General features: G+C 37.2%; 19 protein-coding genes. 13 read left to right on the top strand and 6 right to left on the bottom strand.

The features are described from left to right. Positions 1-36 precede the first annotated feature (36 nt). A complete protein-coding gene (locus H9635_RS11910) occupies positions 37-513 on the bottom strand; it encodes a nucleoside-diphosphate sugar epimerase (protein WP_191700524.1) in 477 nt (158 codons plus the stop codon). A 126-nt stretch (positions 514-639) separates the two neighbouring features. Here H9635_RS11910 and H9635_RS11905 point away from each other — a divergent pair, with 126 nt between their 5' ends. Continuing rightward, entirely contained in the window at positions 640-1,179 is a 540-nt protein-coding gene (locus H9635_RS11905; protein ID WP_191700523.1) for a hydrolase, read from the top strand. A gap of 293 nt (positions 1,180-1,472) precedes the next feature. Here the strand turns inward: H9635_RS11905 and H9635_RS11900 are convergent, their stop codons facing one another. Together H9635_RS11900 and H9635_RS11895 are read right to left on the bottom strand one after the other, a co-directional pair. Then, the gene (locus tag H9635_RS11900; RefSeq protein ID WP_191700522.1) at positions 1,473-2,015 is read right to left on the bottom strand and encodes an ECF transporter S component; all 543 of its coding nucleotides are present in this window, start codon (positions 2,013-2,015) and stop codon (positions 1,473-1,475) included. Between the two features lie 153 nt (positions 2,016-2,168). Continuing rightward, on the bottom strand, positions 2,169-3,554 hold the full coding sequence (locus H9635_RS11895) for an amino acid permease (protein WP_318245212.1): 1,386 nt from the start codon (positions 3,552-3,554) through the stop codon (positions 2,169-2,171). A 319-nt stretch (positions 3,555-3,873) separates the two neighbouring features. On the opposite strand from H9635_RS11895, the gene H9635_RS11890 reads away from it, so the two are divergent. The 4 genes from H9635_RS11890 to H9635_RS11875 all read left to right on the top strand — a co-directional run bounded on the left by H9635_RS11890 (position 3,874) and on the right by H9635_RS11875 (position 7,696). Beyond that, a complete protein-coding gene (locus H9635_RS11890; protein WP_191700521.1) occupies positions 3,874-4,500 on the top strand; it encodes a TrkA C-terminal domain-containing protein in 627 nt (208 codons plus the stop codon). A gap of 251 nt (positions 4,501-4,751) precedes the next feature. Further along, on the top strand, positions 4,752-5,951 hold the full coding sequence (locus tag H9635_RS11885) for a quaternary amine ABC transporter ATP-binding protein (RefSeq protein WP_191700520.1): 1,200 nt from the start codon (positions 4,752-4,754) through the stop codon (positions 5,949-5,951). Continuing rightward, positions 5,944-6,807 carry an ABC transporter permease gene (locus tag H9635_RS11880; protein ID WP_191700519.1) on the top strand — a complete coding sequence of 288 codons (864 nt, stop codon included), beginning with the start codon at positions 5,944-5,946 and terminating at the stop codon, positions 6,805-6,807. Before H9635_RS11885 ends, H9635_RS11880 begins: the two co-directional genes overlap by 8 nt. A gap of 1 nt (position 6,808) precedes the next feature. Beyond that, the gene (locus H9635_RS11875; RefSeq protein WP_191700518.1) at positions 6,809-7,696 is read left to right on the top strand and encodes a glycine betaine ABC transporter substrate-binding protein; all 888 of its coding nucleotides are present in this window, start codon (positions 6,809-6,811) and stop codon (positions 7,694-7,696) included. Between the two features lie 49 nt (positions 7,697-7,745). On the opposite strand, the gene H9635_RS11870 is transcribed toward H9635_RS11875, so the two are convergent. After that, positions 7,746-8,936: a coenzyme F420-0:L-glutamate ligase gene (locus H9635_RS11870; RefSeq protein ID WP_191700517.1), complete on the bottom strand. Its 1,191-nt coding sequence runs from the start codon at positions 8,934-8,936 to the stop codon at positions 7,746-7,748. Between the two features lie 152 nt (positions 8,937-9,088). Here H9635_RS11870 and H9635_RS11865 point away from each other — a divergent pair, with 152 nt between their 5' ends. After that, positions 9,089-9,982, top strand: a complete 894-nt coding sequence (locus H9635_RS11865) for a LysR family transcriptional regulator (protein WP_191700516.1) — start codon at positions 9,089-9,091, stop codon at positions 9,980-9,982. A gap of 22 nt (positions 9,983-10,004) precedes the next feature. Next, positions 10,005-11,450, top strand: coding sequence for a DEAD/DEAH box helicase (locus H9635_RS11860; protein WP_191700515.1), 1,446 nt, complete (start codon positions 10,005-10,007; stop codon positions 11,448-11,450). 63 nt (positions 11,451-11,513) lie between these two features. On the opposite strand, the gene H9635_RS11855 is transcribed toward H9635_RS11860, so the two are convergent. After that, positions 11,514-12,407: a TetR/AcrR family transcriptional regulator gene (locus H9635_RS11855; protein ID WP_191700514.1), complete on the bottom strand. Its 894-nt coding sequence runs from the start codon at positions 12,405-12,407 to the stop codon at positions 11,514-11,516. A 229-nt stretch (positions 12,408-12,636) separates the two neighbouring features. Between H9635_RS11855 and H9635_RS11850 the strand changes: the two genes are divergently transcribed. Next, positions 12,637-14,160 carry a DHA2 family efflux MFS transporter permease subunit gene (locus H9635_RS11850; protein ID WP_191700513.1) on the top strand — a complete coding sequence of 508 codons (1,524 nt, stop codon included), beginning with the start codon at positions 12,637-12,639 and terminating at the stop codon, positions 14,158-14,160. A 96-nt stretch (positions 14,161-14,256) separates the two neighbouring features. Further along, positions 14,257-14,628, top strand: coding sequence for a VOC family protein (locus H9635_RS11845; protein WP_191700512.1), 372 nt, complete (start codon positions 14,257-14,259; stop codon positions 14,626-14,628). Between the two features lie 38 nt (positions 14,629-14,666). Here H9635_RS11845 and rnhC read toward each other — a convergent pair whose 3' ends face one another. Next, complete coding sequence (gene rnhC / locus H9635_RS11840) at positions 14,667-15,599, bottom strand: ribonuclease HIII (RefSeq protein ID WP_191700511.1); 933 nt, start codon at positions 15,597-15,599, stop codon at positions 14,667-14,669. Positions 15,600-15,863: 264 nt separating this feature from the next. Between rnhC and zapA the strand changes: the two genes are divergently transcribed. From zapA to H9635_RS11820, 4 genes are all read left to right on the top strand, one after another. Continuing rightward, positions 15,864-16,124, top strand: coding sequence for a cell division protein ZapA (zapA, locus tag H9635_RS11835; RefSeq protein ID WP_191700510.1), 261 nt, complete (start codon positions 15,864-15,866; stop codon positions 16,122-16,124). A 5-nt stretch (positions 16,125-16,129) separates the two neighbouring features. Next, on the top strand, positions 16,130-16,669 hold the full coding sequence (locus H9635_RS11830; RefSeq protein WP_191700509.1) for a CvpA family protein: 540 nt from the start codon (positions 16,130-16,132) through the stop codon (positions 16,667-16,669). A 183-nt stretch (positions 16,670-16,852) separates the two neighbouring features. After that, on the top strand, positions 16,853-18,568 hold the full coding sequence (gene polX, locus H9635_RS11825; RefSeq protein WP_191700508.1) for a DNA polymerase/3'-5' exonuclease PolX: 1,716 nt from the start codon (positions 16,853-16,855) through the stop codon (positions 18,566-18,568). Positions 18,569-18,582: 14 nt separating this feature from the next. Beyond that, on the top strand, positions 18,583-20,946 hold the full coding sequence (locus H9635_RS11820) for an endonuclease MutS2 (RefSeq protein WP_191700507.1): 2,364 nt from the start codon (positions 18,583-18,585) through the stop codon (positions 20,944-20,946). Positions 20,947-20,991 lie beyond the last annotated feature (45 nt).

The following is a 20,991-nucleotide window of genomic DNA, read 5'->3' as shown; positions in this document are numbered from 1 at the left end:
ACCCGAATGCAGCAATTTTAGGCATTCGGGTTTTATTTATGGTTGAATTTGTTTATCTGGTTTCACCATTCCTACAATTGTGCCGATTAGACCACTAATTGTATGTATGATGCCAAATGTGTAAAAGTTTAAAAAAACATGGTTTGTATATTCATTTAAAATGGGAAAACCAAAAATGGTAGAGCCGGGTGTAGTCGTGTCGCCTCCAAGGGAAGCATACACACTATCTTTAAAATCAATTGCATAGAAAATTAAAACGACGAGCAGTGCAACGCCAAATATAAAGTAAATCATGCGTATTATATGATCTTTCGCATTGCGTGAACTTACAACAAAAAAACGATATGTAATAAATAAACTTAATAATATAAATGGTGCGACAAGTGCTAAACCAAGTGCACCAAGATTACCGCCATCGGCAACATCATCTGGCTTAACCGTAAAAAAGTGCTGAATAATCATTACACCAAATAAACTAATGCCCAAACTTATGAGCCAACTAAGACGTAGCATGTAAATCCTCCATTTCTATATTCACTATACATGGTACTCCATTTCGTTTCAATGAAGCATATAGGATTCTTTTATCCATTAAATTCAGTATAATATAGTAGAATGATGTAAAGGGGAGGAATTTTTATGCTTAAAAAAGAAGAAGCGGTACTAGTACTTATTGATATCCAGGGGAAATTGGCGCAAATTGTTGATGAAAGTGAATTTATCATAAAAAATATTGCCAATGTGATACAAGGAGCAAAACTACTCGAGTTACCGATTTTATGGCTTGAGCAATACCCTAAGGGGCTCGGACCAACCGATGAACGTATTGCAGAGCATTTAACTGATGAAAAACCAATCGAAAAAATTACATTTAGTGCCTATGATACAGAGGAATTTGTACGAGCTTTAGAGCAGACAGGGCGTAAAAAAATTCTACTAGCGGGAATCGAAACACATATTTGTGTTTATCAAACTGCTGCGCATTTACTTGCTAATGGCTATGAGGTGGAAGTGTTGGCGGATTGTGTGTCTTCACGTACTGCAGCTAACAGTAATATAGGTCTTCAGAAAATGGTACAACTTGGGGCTACCGTTACAAGCGTAGAAATGGCCTTATTTGAAATGCAGCAAGTGGCAAAAGGCGACGTTTTTAAAGCAATCAGTAAATTAGTAAAATAATAGAGAGAAGGGAGCCTGGGACATAAGTAGAAATTTGTTTGGATAAGGGAATATTCTTATTAAGAAACTGATACTATATGAATTGATTGGAGTGAAGGGGCGACTCCTGGGGGAACAGCAAATTTATTTTGCGACGAGTAACCGCAGGAGCACCGACGCCTGAGACTACAGGCTCAGGCCGTGCCCCCGGAAAGCGTCCCCGGAACGGAAATCAATTTTGATAGAAGCAGAAAAATATCCATTTTTTCTTTGGGGAAATGGATATTTTTTGTTTTGTCCAAGGCTCTTTTTCATTATTTAAAAATCGACAGCTTCTTCAATGCAATGCAAACAGGTATAGCAATAATAAGTCCGACTGTATTTTGAACAAGGTTGCCGGGAATAGAAGCTAACGGAATAATCCAATTTCCATACAACACACGTTCACAAATATAATAACCGCCCAACATAAAGGGAATCGAAACAAAAATCGCAATGATATTATAAATCGAACTCTCACCATTTTTGCCCTTAGATGTAGCAATTTTACCTACGATATAGCCTTGAATACCACGTGTAATAAAAGTGAAGGGTGCCCACAATGTCCAGCCAGATAGAATATCAAACAATGCCATTCCAAAAGCTCCTGCAATTGCCCCTTTTTTCGGACCAAATATTATCGCTACTATAAACAGCATTGCCGATCCTAAATGGACGAGGCCGCCGTTTGCTGCAATAGGCAATCGAATATTAATGAAGAATGTAGCAATAAAGACTAGAGAAATAAGTAAGCTAGTAATAATTAAATCTTTTGTTTTGTCTGACGAGGTAGAAACAGACCTTGTTGTTGTTTGCATAGATAATTCTCCTTCTATTTGAAATTATCTATCATCTTAGCAACATATTGACATCTCTAAAAGGTTCAAAATTAAACAATTTAATAAGGTCAGATTGCACTAAAAAAGCCTTATGTCAAATGAATGATCATTTAACATAAGGCTTAGGTCATTTTATGAATTTAAAGTTGATTTTCTTTTTCCATAAAGGAAATAAATAATGAGTCCTATTATGAACCAGATACCACAAGCAGCCCAAGTTTGCATTGACAGCTGTGTAATGAGGAATATACATAGAACTAGCGATACGATTGGCAACACAGGATAAAACGGTACTTTAAATCCATTAGGCGGCAAGTTTTTGTTTTTTCTTAAATTCAAAATTCCAGCTGAAACGAATATAAAGGCAACTAATGTTCCCATATTTACTAATTCTGCTAATGTTTCCAATGGAACAAATCCAGCAAAGAAAGAAATGACAATTGTAAAAAACCATGTGTTTTTCACAGGGGTTTTACGCTTTGGACTTAACTGTGAAAATATTTTAGGCATTAAACCGTCCCGGGCAAATGCCATTAATAGACGAGTGCCTCCATACATCATTACTAAAATAACGGTCATCATCCCAATCACTGCACCTAATGAGATAATGCCAGCTGCCCATTCCTGATTGATTACTTGCATGGCAAAGGAAACGGGATCTGTCACATTTAAATTTGTGTAAGGGACAATACCAGTTAATACTAAAGAAACCACGACATAAAGCAATGTACAAATAAATAAGGAGCCGATAATACCAATAGGCATACTTCGCTGTGGATTTTTAACCTCTTCAGCTGCAGATGACACTGCGTCAAATCCTAAGTAAGCGAAAAACACGAGCGCTGCACCAGTAAATACACCGCTCATACCGAATGGTAAAAAAGGTGTCCAGTTTTCTGGCTTTACATAAAATACCCCGACAGCAATAAATAATAAAATAACCCCTACTTTTATCGCAACTAATAATGCATTAAATCTTGCGGACTCTTTCATACCTAATGTCAGTAAAATTCCGATTACAAAAATAATAAAAATTGCTGGTAAGTTAATATAAGTGCCATCTTCCAGGTTGAATGGTCCGGTTAAAGCTAACGGAATGTGAATATTTAACCCTTCTAATAAGGAAATAAAGTAACCTGACCATCCAGTCGCTACAGCCGCTGTAGCGAGTCCATATTCCAGTAGCAACGACCACCCAACGAGCCAGGCGATGATTTCACCGAAAACGATATAACTATAAGAATAAGCACTTCCTGTCACGGGGACAGTTGAAGAAAATTCTGAATAACAGAGCGCGGCTAATGCGCACACTATAGCTGCAATGACAAAGGAAAATATAATCCCGGGTCCTGCATGTAGAGCTGAAACTGTTCCAGGCAAGATAAATATACCTGTTCCAACAATTGCACCCACCCCGAGTAAAATTAAGTCAAATGCGCCTAATGTTTTTGGGAGTTGCAAATTATTGCTTTTATGCAAAAGGTCCTCAATGGGTTTTTTTCTAAATAATTTTTTCACTATTTCACCTATTTCTAATTTAACAATATCAAAATTTTATCATCATTAATCGGAATAATAAAGAAGTTTATCAAGTTGAAGCGTTAAAGTGAGATTTCCTTTCTAAAAGCAGAAAAATATGGTGTTAAAGAGAGAATGAAATGACAGAGATAAAAGTATTATTTGTTTATATTTAAAGTTTTATGTAAAATAAATACTATTTAAATAAAGAATATTAAAAAGTAAATTTGCGGTTATGAAAAAAACAGATATAATTTCGATAGAGTGAAGATATTGAAATTTACTCATCTTTTGAACCTAGCACAAAGGAGTGCAAATAATGGAGAAAAAAATCCAAATTAAACAGCCGAAGTATCAAGTGATTGCAGAGGATATAGCAGCAAAAATTGTTGAAAAAAAATATATTGTCGGAGAAAAAATTTATGCACGTTCATCATTAGCATCTCAATACAATGTATCTTCGGAAACAGCGAGAAGAGCGATTGCCGTTTTACAAGATTTAAATATCGTCGAAGCAACAAAAGGAAGCGGTGTTGTAATCGTTTCGTACGAAAATGCCGCCAATTACGTTCAGCGATTGCAGGGAGTAAAATCAATACGGGATTTACAAAAGCAATTAACAGATAGTATTGGCAAACAAATTGATGAATTAAATAACTTCCAGGATACGCTAGAGGAGATGGTTAATCGGACAAGCAGATATCAATCCATTAATCCTTTTGTTCCTTTTCAAATTGATATTACAGAGCAATGTCCTTATTTATCAAAAAATATTGGGGAAATTAACTTTTGGCAACAAACTGGAGCAACAATTATAGGCATTAAAAAGGATCATGAACTAATTGTTTCTCCTGGTCCGTACGCTACAATTTCTTCTGGAGACACTTTATTTTTTATTGGTAAAGATGAATGCTACTCAAATGTGAAACACTTTTTACAACTATAAAGTAACCATTTTCATTTAGCTTTAGTGAAGCTTGTCATATTTGTAATAAAAACAAACTACTACCGAAAACTTGTTCGGTAGTAGTTTTTTCTGTTTAATGTAAACTATTTCTTTCTGAAAATTTTCGAATGGATACTTCTTATTTGACAAAAGTAACAACGTTCATTAGTATTGGAGTTGTTGCTTGTAACAACCTGATAGAATAAAAGAGTTGTTACTTGTGAGAAATTTATAATTATAGGAAGTGGATTATGGGGAAAATTAATATTGAACGAGTCACGAAAGTATTTGGGAAAAATACATCACAAGCATTGAAGTTAGTTAAGCAGGAAAAATCTAAAGAACAGATTTTAAAAGAAACAAATGCCACTGTAGGTGTATATGAAGCTAGTTTAACGATTGAAGAAGGTGAGATTTTCGTAATTATGGGGCTTTCAGGAAGTGGGAAGTCAACATTAATACGACTGTTAAATCGATTAATTCAACCAACAAGCGGTGATATATATATAGATAACCAGAACATTACAAACTTGAATAAAAAGAGCTTACAAATTGTTCGAAGAGAAAAAATGAGCATGGTGTTTCAAAACTTCGCATTATTCCCACAACGTACAATTTTGCAAAACGCAGAGTATGGCCTGGAAATCCGAGGCATTCCAAAAGAGGAAAGACGATTAAAAGCAGAAAAGGCTTTACAAAATGCAGGATTGCTCTCCTATAAAGATCAATATCCAGATCAATTATCAGGTGGTATGCAACAACGTGTAGGACTTGCACGTGCGTTAGCAAATGATACAGAAATTATTTTAATGGATGAAGCTTTTTCTGCTCTTGATCCGCTCATTCGAAAAGAAATGCAAGATGAGCTATTGGAATTACAAGCTAATTTACAAAAAACGATTGTCTTTATTACACATGATCTGAATGAAGCACTTCGTATTGGCGATCGTATTGCCATTATGAAGGATGGTAAGATCATTCAAGTAGGAACAGGGGAAGAAATTTTGACTAACCCTGCAAATGAATATGTCCGATCATTCCTGGAAGATGTAGATCGTTCGAAAGTATTGACGGCGGAAAATGCGATGATTCGTCCAATGACAATTCAAATTGATCATGAAGGGCCAAAAGTTGCGTTGCAGCGTATGAGAGAAGATAAAGTAAGTGTCCTGCTAGCAGTAGATAAAGCCCGAAAGTATTTAGGCTATATTACTGCAAATGATGCACTTGAGCTTGCGCAATCCGGTGAAAAATCATTGCAATCGATTCTACGCAATGATATGCCAATTGTTGAACCATCTACAGTCATACAGGATATTTTATCGGTTATTTCCGATTCTCCGACACCTGTTGCTGTAGTCGAAGAGGGGAAACTGCGCGGTGTACTTATCCGCGGTGTAGTACTAGAGTCATTAGCCTCTGAAAAAAACGGAGGTGTAGATCATGAGTAAACTATTAAATTTTGGAACTCCAATACCAGTAGCAGATAGAGTAGAAGACTTAATGGACATAGTTACGGATACACTTTCAGCTCAATTCCGTTTTATACAAAATAATGGTGCGGACTTAATGGATCTCGTCACATCAGGATTGACGTCTATACCACCATACGTATTTATTATTATCGTAGCTATTTTAGCATTTTTTGCAACAGGTAAAAGATTTGGTTTAGCGATTTTCTCAATACTAGGTTTATTATTCATTTTAAACCAAGGGCTATGGAATCAACTTATGAACACATTTACGCTTGTACTGTTCTCAAGTTTACTTGCAATTGTAATCGGTATACCACTTGGAATACTAATGTCTAAATCAAAAATTGTTGAACAAATATTAAAACCAATTTTAGACTTCATGCAAACAATGCCAGGATTTGTTTATTTAATTCCAGCGGTTGCATTTTTCGGAATTGGTGTCGTACCAGGTGTATTTGCCTCAGTAATCTTCGCATTACCACCAACTGTACGCTTCACGAATTTAGGTATTCGCCAAGTTCCAAAGCACTTAATCGAGGCAGCGGACTCTTATGGTAGTACGTTTGCACAAAAGTTATTAAAAGTTGAACTACCTCTTTCCAAAGCTACTATAATGGCCGGTATTAACCAAACAGTACTATTATCTTTATCGATGGTTGTTATTGCATCAATGATTGGTGCACCGGGATTAGGTCGGGAAGTATTATCAGCATTGCAACGCGCACAAATTGGTAACGGATTTGTCGCGGGTATTAGTTTAGTTATCTTTGCGATTATCGTAGACCGATTAACACAAAGTTTAAATAAAGATAAATCAAATGGGGGAAAATAAAATGAAAAAATTCAAATGGATGTCGGCAGCTACTGCACTGAGCGCAGCACTTTTATTAGGTGCATGTGGAGATGAAACAACGGATACAAAAGATACTTCAGCTTCAAAAGATTTAGATTCAATTAAGTTAGCCTATGTTGAGTGGGATTCAGAAGTTGCTTCTACGTATGTAGTTGCAGAAGTATTAGAAAGTGTTGGCTATAATGTCGATATTACACCTTTAGATAATGCTATTATGTGGGAGGCTGTCTCAAAAGGTGAGTCAGATGCCATGGTATCTGGCTGGCTACCTGCAACACATGCTTCACAATATGAAAAATATGGTGCAGATATTGAGGATTTAGGGCCAAATTTAGAAGGTGCAAAAATTGGTTTAGTTGTACCGAGCTATATGGAAGTTGCATCGATTGCGGATCTGTCGACAGAAGCAGCATCAACAATTACGGGTATTGAAGCAGGTGCTGGAGTAGTTGCGGCTGCGGAAAGAGCGTTAGAAACTTATCCAAACCTAGAATCTTGGTCATTACAACCATCTTCTTCAGGTGCGATGACGGTTGCTTTAGAGCAAGCGATTAAAAATGAAGAAGAAATCGTTGTAACAGGCTGGAGCCCACACTGGAAATTTGCCAATTACGATTTAAAATATTTGGAAGATCCTGAACGTGTATTCGGTGGGGAAGAAAGTATTCACACTTTTGTTCGTCAAAACCTAGAACAAGAAGCACCAGATGCATTTAAAATTTTAGATGCCTTTGAATGGACTACAGAAGATATAGAAGAAGTAATGCTGGATATTTATTCAGGGACTAAACCTAAAGAAGCGGCCCAAAAATGGATTGAAAACAATGAAGACCGTGTGAATAAATGGACAGAAGGTATTGAAAAATAATAAAAAATAGCAGAATGGAAGCTGATATAGCGACCATTCTGCTTTCTTTTTATTTTGTGTAGTTATCGAAGTAGCCTTGAATATAAATCATTGGTGTTCCTTTATCGCCTGATCCTGAAGTTAAGTCAGACAATGAGCCGATAAGGTCAGTCAGCTTACGAGGTGTAGTACCTTGAGCAGCCATATTACCAGTTAAATCTTCTTCTTTGTTATTAATATAATCTTTAATTGCTTCTTTTAATGCTTCACCGTGTAGATTTGCAAAATCATTATCAGCTAAATACTTCAACTTGATCTCGTTCGGAGTACCGTCAAGGCCTGGCGTATAGGCAGGAGATACAACAGGGTCTGCAAGCTCCCAAATTTGACCTACAGGATCTTTAAATGCTCCATCGCCGTAAATCATTACTTCTACAAGTTTACCAGTAGCAGCTAAAATTTTTGCTTGGATGTCATCAACGATTGGTTGACAGTTATCCGGGAATAATTTTACGCTATCTTCTGTCGATTTGTTCGAGCCAAGTAAGCCGTAGTTAGAGTTAAAACCAGATCCGTTCACAGATTCCGCTAAAATATTATCTAGACCGTAGATTTTTTCTGCACCGGCAGCTTTTAAAATACGTTTTGTACGGAAACGAGAGTGAATATCACATGTTAAAATATTTTTCGTATAATCTAAAATCGTTTTTGCGTTGTTTGAGAAAATTACTTCAACTTCAGCGCCTTGTTCAATGATTAATTCTTTATAATATTCGATGTAGTCCACACCTGTAAATGTATGTTTGTTGTAACCGAAATGGCCACGGAATTCAGATTCAGTTAGCACATCTGTCCAAGGATTAATTCCTTTTTCATCAAGCTCATCCAAAGTAACTAAGTGGTTACCTACTTCATCAGAAGGGTAGCTTAGCATAAGGACGATTTTCTTTGTACCTCCTGCAATTCCTTTTAAAATGTTTGAGAAGCGATTACGCGAAAGAATTGGGAAAATAACACCTACTGTATCATCTCCAAATTTGGCTTGTACATCTGATGCGATATCTGATATTTTTGCGTAGTTCCCTTGTGCACGTGCTACAACAGACTCTGTTACAGTAACAATATCACGATCTTCAATAGCATAGCCTTCTGTCTTTGCTGCATTTAACGCTGTATCAACAACGATTTGAACAATATCGTCCCCTTCATTAATAATTGGGCCACGAAGACCTCGTACAACCGTTCCTACTACACGTTCCAAAATAATCTCTCCTTCAATAGCTGTAAGTTATATTTTAATGGTTTTGCTTTCGATAAAACAAAACTTAAGAAATCTCACAATATTTACTATAACCCGTTCATGTGATATAAGTAAAATTAATAATTCTAATATCAGATATAAGTGAGGGTTATATGATTATAAAGTTGGAAGCTTATCGTATCTTCAATGAAGTGAGTCGAAATAAAAGTTTTTCAAAGGCAGCGGCAGCGTTATACATGACACAGCCAGCAGTTAGTCAGTCCATTTCAAAACTTGAAAAAGAACTTGATATCATTTTATTTAATAGAACTCCAAAAGGGGTAACATTAACAGAAGAAGGCGAGCTGTTACATGAATATGTTAATTCCGCTCTTGGTATTTTAGACGCTGGGGAAGAAAAAATTGCCGAATTTAAAAACTTGCGTACAGGCGTTTTACGTATTGGTGTCGGGGATACAATTTCAAGGTACTTTTTACTGCCTTATTTAGAGGCATTCCATATTAAATATCCTGGCATTAAGTTAAAGGTTCTAAACGGTACAACAAATGAAATATTAGCTTTTATTAAGTCTGGGGAAGCGGATTTAGGCATTTGTAATCTGCCAATACAAGATCCTCAGCTTCAAGTTATCCCTTGTAAGGAGATTCATGATATATTAGTGTGCGGACAAAAATATAAAAACTTAACGAAAAAACCGATTCGGTTCGATATGCTTATGAAGCTGCCATTGATTTTTCTTGAAAAAAAGGCGAATTCCCGTAATTATGTGGAAAACTATCTAAAAGAACAAGGCTATACAATTTCACCTGAATTCGAATTGGGCTCTCATGATTTAGTATTGGAATTTGCTAAAATCAATTTAGGCGTCGCGAGCGTAACAAAAGAGTTTGCAACCGACTACTTAAAAAAAGGGCTTTTATATGAAATTGAGCTCCAACAGCCAATTCCTAAGCGCAGTTTAGGGGTTGTCCATTTAAAAAATGTTTCACTTTCAAAAGCAACGAGAAAATTTATCGCTATTGTTGATCCGGGAATCATTCATTAATAGAAGAAAATGAGGAATAAATATGACAACTAATTTTAACGACTATTCATTATCACAAGAATTACAGCGTGCACTTAAAGATTTGGATTACAGTACACCGACTGAAGTACAGCAAAAGGTTTTGCCCCATGCTTTAAAAGACGAAGATTTAATCGTAAAAGCACAAACAGGAAGTGGAAAAACTGCTGCATTCGCGATTCCAATTTGCGAAAATATAGAATGGATTGAAAACAAGCCACAAGCGCTCGTACTAACACCGACACGTGAACTAGCTGTCCAAGTAAAAGAAGAATTCACAAATATTGGACGCTACAAACGTATTAAAGCGACAGCATTGTACGGGAAGCAACCATTCCGTTATCAGCAAGATGAACTAAAACAAAAAACACATGTTGCAGTAGGAACGCCAGGACGCGTATTGGATCATATTGAAAAGGGCACGTTAAAACTGGATAAAATTCGCTATGTAGTTCTTGATGAAGCAGATGAAATGCTTAACATGGGCTTTATTGATCAGGTAGAAGCAATTTTAGCACATGTTGAACATCGTGAAGTTATGATGCTGTTTTCTGCAACTGTGCCAGATACGATAAAAAAACTTGCATCCAATTATTTAAAGGCTCCGATTGATATCGAAGTACACTCAGAGGAGGCTGCTCCAAAAATTGAGCATGCTGTGATAGAAGTACACGATGAGGAGAAAACAGCAGCTGTAGAAAAAATTGCGGTTGTAGAAAATCCGGATACATGTATTATTTTCTGCCGTACGAAAGACCGTGTTGATGCTCTCCATGATTATTTATACGACCGTGAGTACAGTGTCGATAAACTGCATGGCGGGATGGATCAGTCTACGCGTTTACTTGTCATGAATGATTTCAAGCGTGGGGATTTCCGTTATTTAGTGGCGACAGATGTTGCAGCGCGTGGTATTGATATTGAGAACATTTCACTAGTGATTAACTATGATTTACCAATGGAAAAAGAAGCCTATGTCCATCGTACAGGTCGAACAGGGCGTGCTGGCAAGCAAGGGAAGGCTGTCACGTTTATTACACCGTTTGAACATGAGTTTTTAGCAGGAATTGAAGAATTGATTGGGTTTACAATTCCAAAAGTGAATTTGCCGACACATGAAGAAGTAGAAGCAAAGGCAGAAGCATTTGATAAAAAAATGCAAAGTCGACCACAGAAGAAAAAACAAAAGAATGCTAAGGTTGATGCAAACATTACAAAGCTCTACTTTAATGGCGGTAAGAAGAAAAAGCTACGTGCCATTGATTTTGTCGGGACGATTGCAAAAATTCCTGGCATGACTGCTGCAGATATCGGCATTATTACAATTTTAGATACGTCCTCATTCGTGGAAATTCTAAATGGGAAGGGCAACCTCGTATTAAAAGCGATGAAAACAACGCCAATAAAAGGTAAGCAATTAAAAGTGCATATTTCGACGAGCGGTAAATAGTTTAAAAAGTCGTATTGAACATTATATAACGTTCAATACGACTTTTATTTGTTATGAGGAAGTTTAATTATTTTCCGCGTTTTTGATATAAAACCATAATAAATTTGCGAGCTCGACATTTTCCCCAGCATGAGGCGTATTTGCAAAAGCTTCACGAAATGGTTTTAGCAATGCTTCAATGACGGCAATACGTAATTCATCGCGCTGTAGCTCATCTAGAATACTTTCCGTAAATTGAGCTCCTACCCCATTTGCGGCATCCAATTTTAACTGGTCAAGAAACCCTTGCACTTTTTCAATTAAATCGCTCTTTGTTACCGATTGGTAAATTTTTTTCTCCTCAACTAGTTGAAGAGCATCTTGAGTAATTAATATTTCGCCATTTTCCAACATGGAAGGGTAAATTGCTTTAATATTGCGAAGTGCAATCCTTAAAATCTTCTTCGGATCAATCATATCCTTATAAAATAAGCGATGACAATACGTTAAATGATGCACCATCGCAAAAAACAAAATAGCGAGCTCAAGAGTATAAGGGCGTACTTTTTCGCCAAAAATATCGGTGAACCGATTAGATACCCATTCAATTTCCAGTAAGCGATAGCGCTCTAATAATTCCCTGAGCTCCTTATCGTTCGACTGAAAAATATTTTCAAACACGGATGCTAGATTTTGTTTCTTATTTATTTGCATAAGTACGAGTATTTGTTCCAACAATAAATTTTCATCTGTATTATCTTGGTTTAATAGCATTTCATGGCGTAACAAGCTCGCTTCATAACGGGTTTGCTCCATAATTGCTGTAAAACATTCTACTTTTGAAGAAAAATAATTATAGAAAGTTCCTTTGGAAATAAGTGCTTTGTCCAAAATATCTTGTATTGATGTTTCATGGAAGCCTTTTTCAATAAAAAGCTGTAATGCATTGTCGAGCACCTGTCTTTTTCGTTGATTCATGAGTTTCCTCCAAATAAATATATCCGATTCAGTGTGCATATAAAAAATAAATAGAAAAAAACATTTCTATATACGCTGATTTATACTCCTATTCTACTGACTGAAACGCGTATTAGCAATGTTTTTAGACTTAGAGTATAAAATTGTTGTATTTATTGGACTCCGAGTATAAAATAGTTCGAGTATAGAAATAGGAAGTTTGAACGTATAAAGAAGGGAAATAAAATTTATGGATAAAACACAAGATATAAAGACATTTAAAAAACCTCCATATTTAATGATTGCTGTATTATTTGTCGGGGCGTTTGTAGCATTTTTAAATAACACATTATTAAACGTAGCCTTACCATCTATTATGGTAGCGTTTGATATTCAAGATTATTCAACTGTTCAATGGTTAGCAACAGGATATATGCTTGTAAGTGGGGTATTGGTTCCTGCTTCGGCATATTTAATTACAAAGTTCAGAACAAGACCTTTGTTCATTTTATCGATGGCGATTTTCGTTATTGGTACAGCATTGGCCTCATTTGCGCCTAGCTTCGCACTTTTACTAGCGGGTCGTATGATTCAAGCTGCTGGTGCAGCAACGATGGCACCAATTTTAATGAACGTAATGCTGATTAGTTTTCCGGTTGAAAAGCGCGGGCAGGCAATGGGGATGTTCGGTTTAGTTATGGTACTGGCACCAGCAATCGGACCAACACTATCAGGGTGGATTGTGGAACATTACGACTGGAGCGTTCTGTTCAAAATGATTCTTCCAATTGCCGTTTTATCACTCTTACTGGCAGTTTGGAAACTGGAAGATGTCCTTCCAAATCGTGATGCTAAAATCGATATACTTTCTATTGTATTGTCTACAATCGGTTTTGGCGGATTGTTATACGGCTTCAGTACAGCAAGTTCAGCTGGCTGGTCAGCAATAGAAGTATGGGGTACGATTGCTGCAGGGGCAATTGGTTTAGCATGGTTTATCGTACGTCAATTCAACTTAGAACAACCATTACTAGATTTACGAATTTACACATACCCTTCGTATGCATTGGCTTCTGTCGTATCAATGGTACTATCTGTAGCTATGTTCTCAGGGATGATTTTAACACCGGCTTATGTACAAAATGTTCGTGGAATCGAACCATTTGAAGCAGGATTAATGATGTTGCCTGGTGCAATTATGATGGGGATTATGTCACCAATTACCGGGAAGTTATTCGATCGATTCGGACCGCGTATTCTAGCCGTTATAGGATTAACTATTACAACATTGGCGACAGTAGGTTTAGGTTATTTGGATGTCGATTCATCATATTTATATATCATTTCGGTATATACAATTCGTATGTTTGGTATTTCAATGGTAATGATGCCGATTATGACAAACGGTTTAAATGCATTACCTAACCGTTTGAATCCACATGGTACAGCAATGAACAATACAGCTCAGCAAGTTGCTGGAGCGATTGGTACAGCTGTCCTAGTAACTGTCTTCAACTCTCATACAAAAACACGTGCAGCAGAAATTGCGGCTGATCTTAAAGCAAATGCTTCATCTGCTGTCCAACCGACAGCAGAGCAAATCGCGCAAGTTCAGGCACAGGTAATGCAACAAGCAATGCTTGACGGCATTACATTCAGTTTCTTCGTAGCAGCAGCTGTAACAGTAGTTGCTTTAGTGTTAGCATTATTTATTAAGCGTGTTGACGTGACGAAACGTGAGGACTATACAGGTCCAGTGCCACAAAAGAAATAATAAATAATCGGATCAATCGGCGGGAGTTTTTTGCTCCTGCCGTTTTTTATTTGATATAATTGGTAAAATTATATTTTATAAAAGAGGAGTAAAAAAATGATTGGACAAATAGGGCAAGTAATGTTGTATGTAGAGGATCAGGAGCGATCAAAAAAGTTTTGGACTGAAAAATTAGGCTTTACCGTAGTTTCTGATATTAATAATGGAATGCGTATTATTACAATAGTGCCAAATGAAAATGCACAAACAAGTATTGTTTTACATGATAAAAAGAAGATTGCGGAAATGTCTCCCGAGTTAAATTTAACGACACCTTCTTTAATGTTTTATGCTGAAAATTTAGATGAGTTATATAGAGACTATCAAACTAAAGGAATTACAGTTGGAGAGTTTATGGAAATGCCTTTTGGTAAAGTATTTAACTTTGCCGATGATGAAGAAAATTACTTTGCTGTTATGGAGAAATAACGAAAAGAGCTGTGCCTATTGGTCACAGCTCTTTTTCGTTACTGCTTTCTTTTTTGGAGAAGTTTACGTGCTTTTTCTGTATTGGCAAAATGCCACTTTGTCATAGAACGAAGTGTCTCTTCTCCAAATTTCAGCCAAATTTTTGCTGCCATTTCGTCCACTTTACCACTGGCTCCTTTTTGAAGGGGAAAACCTGTAACCTTTGAGAGACGATCCATTTCCTTTAAAAAAGCATACCTTGCCAATATCGATGCTGTTGCAACAGCTACATGCAGGTTTTCTGCTTTTGTCGAAAACAGGACTTTTTCCCGCACAATTTCTTTCTCATTTTTAATATGATTGTAATAAATCCCGCGTTCTGCGAATTGATCTATTAAAATATATTCAGGCTTCTCGGGAGCTATTTTAGTTAGGACATGCTTGATAGCCTGATTGTGAAGCATTGCCTTTATTTTACCTTGGGAATACCCGCGTGCCTGGATTTCGTTATATTTGTCATTGCGAAGTGTCAATATGCTATGGGCACATACTTTCATTAAATCCGGTGCAATTTTGCGCATATAGTCGTCTGTTAATTGTTTGGAATCTTTGACACCCAATTCCTTTACGAGTGCGATTTTGTCGGCTGGAACATACACTGCTGCCACCGTAACAGGTCCAAAATAATCTCCTGTTCCCGTTTCGTCTGAACCAATTACCGATAATGCTGCAAAATTATCCGGTAGCGTATCCCCTTTAATGGAAACTTTTTTCGTAGTTTGGGAACTTACTTGCCCCCAGCGTGCAGCTTCCCGTTCCGCACCAGCGCCTTGAAACATGACTTTGCCGGATTTATAGGCGGTAATTGCGGTATCGGCAAGTTTTACTGCAAATAAAACTCCAGGAGCCTTTCGTTCGATGATTGCGTCTTTATAGAAATGTTTAATTGTTTGCTGTTGTTCAGCACTACATAGTAGAACGATATTTGTCATAAGTAATCCTTTCAAAAAACATTCATTTTTAAGTAGTATAACTTTTGACGAAAGAAAGGGGAAATAACAAATTCATTTAATGTTTCGATGAACATTAACGTCATGGTGTTGCGATAGTGAAATGGGAAATGATATGATGTACAATATGAAAATAGCATCGTTTTATAAAATAACAGCAATCGGGTTTGCTTTTAACCATTTCATTAAGTAAGAATTGAAAAAGTATTTTCGTACTGTTTACATATTCTTTCTGGAGGGATTATTTTGGCTGAGCAAGAGAAGAATCGCATTTCCGTAGAAATATATGGCAATACATATAAAATGGTAGGAACAGAATCATCGGGTCATATGCGTCTTGTTGCTTCAATAGTAGATGACAAAATGCGGGAAATCGGTGCACATAATCCATCATTGGATACAGCGAAACTTGCTGTACTTACAGCAGTTAATTCAGTTCATGATTATTTACTATTAAAAAAACAATTTGAAAAATTAGAAGAACAATTGAAACAATTGAAGGGTTGACATACATGTTAGATATATTTATTTTAGCTGTCTTTATCATTAGCCTTATAATTGGAGCGAAACGAGGGCTCGTTGTCCAATTAATAAATATCGGTAGTTTTATAATTGCCCTAGTTGTGGCCATAATTTATTATAAGCCGCTTGCAGAAAAATTTGTACTGTGGATACCGTATCCAGGGTTTACAGAAGGTGCAACGATGACATTAGTACTCGACTCACTTGATGTCGATCGTACATTTTATCGCGTATTTGCATTTGCCATCATTTTCTTTGCTGTAAAAATAGCGTTACAAATTGTTGGCTCAATGTTTGATTTTTTAACGTATTTACCTGTGCTGAGTTCTTTAAACTATTTATTGGGCGCAGTACTTGGATTTGTTGAAATGTACCTTATTTTATTTATTGGATTATATGTCGTTGCATTACTGCCGATTGAATCCATCCAATCTATTATTGACGGATCTATTCTAGCTGGAATGATGTTGGAGCATACGCCAATTATTACGAGCATGTTTCAAAACTGGTGGTATATTTATAAAAACTAACTTTTTTAGCTAGTGTCCTACATTCAGTATGAAGTTCTTGAAGAAAATCAGCTGCTATATACAATAACAGCTGACTTACCTACGTCTAGGTGCCAAATGCACCCGGATGTAATGGATTGAAAATCATGCGAAAGCTTCTCTCGATTTTCGGGAGGAGCTTTTTTAAAGGGGAGGCAATTATTAATGAACAAAAAAATTATTATTCGTACTTTAGAAAAAATTGCGTTATATATGGAACTACAAGCAGAAAATCCATTTAAAGTATCTGCATTCCGCAAAGCGGCAGCTGCCCTTGAGGCGGACGAGCGTAGTCTAAGTGAAATTGATGATATTACTGCAATCAAAGGGATAGGTAAAGGTACTGCGTCAGTTATTACAGAACTGATGGAAACGGGAGAATCTGGTGTATTAAAGGAGCTTGAAGAAGCCGTACCTAAAGGACTAGTACCGCTTATGAAATTACCGGGTTTAGGAGGAAAAAAACTTGCGAAACTTTATCAGGAGCTTCACATTGTCGATGCAGAAACATTAAAGATAGCGTGTGAAACAGGAAAAGTACGTGAGTTGGCTGGTTTTGCGGCAAAAACTGAAGAAAAGATCCTAAAGGAACTTGAGAATTTTGGGACCCGAGCAGAACGGTTACCAATTTGGCAACTTGAGCCTGTAGTATTGGAAATTAATGAGCTTTTGGCAAGCCTGCCTGAAGTCGAGCTATTTTCAGTGGCAGGAAGTTTCCGACGAGTTGCGGAAACAAGTAAAGATATAGATTTTATCGTGGCTACTAACGAATATGAAGTTGTTCGAGAGGCTCTTCTAAAACACCTGGCAATATTAGAGACAGTTGCTGCTGGTGATACAAAAGTATCTGTGATTTTAGACCGGGAAGACCCGGTAAGTGTAGATTTCCGGCTAGTAAAACGAGAAGAGTATGCAACAGCACTTCATCACTTTACAGGTTCAAAAGATCATAATGTGCGTATGCGTCAATTGGCTAAATCAATGGGGAAAAAAATTAGTGAGTACGGTGTGGAACAAGAGGATGGTACGATCGAAACTTTTGAAACAGAAGAAGCGTTTTTTGCCCATTTTAATTTACCATTTATCCCACCAACAGTACGGGAAAGCGGGAAGGAACTTGATCGCTTGGATGAACTTCAGGACTTAGTTGCATTAGATAATATTGTCGCGGATCTGCATATGCATACAACTTGGTCTGATGGTGCGCATTCTGTCAGTGAGATGGGGCATGCTTTAACTGAAAAGGGCTATTCATATGCTGTCATTACCGATCATTCACAATATTTAAAAGTAGCAAATGGTTTAACTCCAGAACGATTAGAATTACAGAAGCTAGATATTTATGCTTTTAACGAAGCGAACCCTGACTTCCGACTATACCGTGGAACAGAAATGGATATTTTACCAGATGGGACTCTTGATTTTGGTGACGATGTATTAAAAGATTTAGATTTTGTGATTGCTTCCATTCACTCGAGTTTTACACAATCCCAGGATAAAATTATGGCACGTTTAAAAACAGCCATTGAAAATCCATATGTCCATATGATTGCACATCCGACTGGGCGAATCGTAGGGCAGCGCGGAGGCTACGATCCGGATGTTCCCCTTTTAATTGAGTGGGCAGCAGAAAATGGAAAAATATTAGAATTAAATGCAAGTCCTTATCGTTTAGATTTAAGTATCGAGTTTTTACAGTTAGCGATGGAAAAGAATGTTCCAATCGCAATCAATACAGATGCACATGCAATTGACCAATTGCGCTACATGGATATTGGTGTTAAATATGCACAAAAAGCATGGTTAAAGAGAGAATTAATCGTTAATACATGGTCTAAAGAAAAATTCGAAGCATTTATTAAAAAAAATAAAGAAAAGTAATAGGAGGTGTTCTCATGATCGAACAACGAGCATTGAAAACACTAGAATTTCATAAAGTGCGTGAGCAAGTAGCGGTATTTTGTACAAACTCTATAGGGAAACAAGCGATTGATGAGCTAGTACCAGAAACGGACTATGATACAGTTGTGGAACTATTAGAGGAAATGGATGAAGGCTTAGCCATTTTACGAGTAAAAGGCAATGTACCGATGGGTGGAATTTTTGATGTACGCCCTCATGCACGTCGTTCTCAAATTGGCGGTATGCTAAGTCCGATGGAGTTGATGGAAATCGCAAGTACAATTCGTGCAAGCCGAATTTTACGTAATTTCATTGAAGATATTGAATCTGAGAATGCGATTGACATTCCTCATTTTATCGAACGGAAAGAACAAATGCCTGTATTGACGGCATTACAGCATGAAATTAATGATTGTATTGATGATAACGGGACAGTCCTTGATTCTGCAAGTGCTACACTACGTTCGATTAGACAGTCATTGCGATCAGAAGAGTCCAAAGTACGTCAAAAGCTGGAAAGTCTGACACGTGGGTCGAATGCAACGAAAATGCTGTCAGACGCGATTATTACTATTCGTAATGACCGATTCGTAATCCCAGTCAAACAGGAGTATCGTTCACATTATGGCGGTATTGTCCACGACCAGTCTGCTTCGGGTCAAACATTGTTTATTGAGCCTGATGCAGTGATTCAAGCGAACAACGAAGTGCAACGTCTAAAAGTGAAAGAAAAGGCAGAAATCGAACGCATTTTATCTGAGCTTACATTAAAGGTACAGGAAGTCGGACATGAAATATTTGTTCTTGTACAATTACTTGGAGAAATCGATGTGATTTTAGCAAAAGGGAAATATGGACAAGCGAATAAATGTACAATGCCAAAGATGAATAATGAAGGCTATACACGCCTCATACGTTCCCGACATCCTCTTTTACCAATTGAAGAAGCAGTTGCCAATACAATTGAATTTGGGCGTGATGTGACAGCAATTGTAATAACTGGACCAAATACAGGTGGTAAAACGGTTACTTTGAAAACAGTGGGGCTTTGTACGATCATGGCACAGTGCGGCTTGCCAGTCCCGGCTCTTGACGGTTCGGAGCTAGCTGTATTTGAGCAAATCTTTGCAGATATAGGTGATGAGCAATCGATTGAGCAGTCCTTGTCAACATTCTCTTCTCATATGGTTAATATAGTAGATATTTTAAGTAAGTTTAATGAGAAGTCTTTAATTTTATTTGATGAGCTTGGAGCAGGTACAGACCCTCAAGAAGGTGCAGCGCTGGCCATTGCCATTTTAGATGAAACAGTAAATCGTGGTGCACGTGTTATGGCAACTTCGCACTACCCTGAGTTAAAGGCATACGGATATAACCGACCATTAGTTGTCAATGCAAGTGTAGAATTCGACGTAGAAACACTTAGCCCAACTTACCGATTGTTAATCGGTGTACCAGGTCGTTCAAACGCATTTGAAATTTCCAAACGTTTAGGCTTGAAAACAAATATCATTGACCATGCGAAATCATTCACAGGTACAGACCGTCATGAAGTTGAGTCAATGATTGCGTCGCTTGAAGAAAGCCGTTTGCGCTCCGAGCGTGAAGCGGACGAAGCACATATTTTACTCGAAGAAGCTCAACAGATTCGTGCAGAACTGGAAGAACGCCTTCGAATTTATGATGAGAAAAAAGATAACTTAGAGAAAAAGGCGAAAGAAAAGGCACGTAAAATTATTGATGAAGCAAAAAGAGAAGCCGAATCGGTAATTGAAGATTTAAGAAAAATGAAAGAAAATGCAGCATTAACTGTAAAAGAGCATGAGTTAATTGAGGCGAAAAAACGATTGGACAATGCAACACCAGTCGAAAACAAAGTACTGCAAAAGGCAGTTGCAGCCCGAGAACGTAAGCAAAACCTTCAAGTAGGCGACGAAGTAAAAGTATTAAGCTACGGACAAAAAGGGACAATTCTTCAAAAGGCTGGCAATGAGTGGGTTGTTCAAATTGGTATTTTAAAAATGAAATTACCTGAATCTGATTTAGAATATATGAAACCTGAAAAAGAGCAGGTTACCCGCCCAATGATGAATGTGAAAAATCGCAATAGTGTCGTAAAGTTGGAACTTGATTTACGTGGAGAGCGATATGAAGAAGCGCTCATTCGCACAGAAAAGTATCTGGATGATGCTTTATTAGCCAATTATCCACGCGTCTCGATTATCCACGGAAAAGGAACTGGGGCATTACGACAAGGAATTCAAAGTTTCCTGAAAAATCATAAGCGTGTTAAATCGTTCCGTTACGGTGAAGCAGGCGAAGGTGGCTTTGGTGTAACTGTCGTGGAACTAAAATAATAGTTGCTCCTTTTTAATTATCCGCTAATATTAGTAATAGGAAGA

Source organism: Solibacillus faecavium (assembly GCF_014836905.1).
GTDB lineage: Bacteria > Bacillota > Bacilli > Bacillales_A > Planococcaceae > Solibacillus > Solibacillus faecavium.
This window is presented reverse-complemented; position numbering and strand designations above follow the sequence as displayed.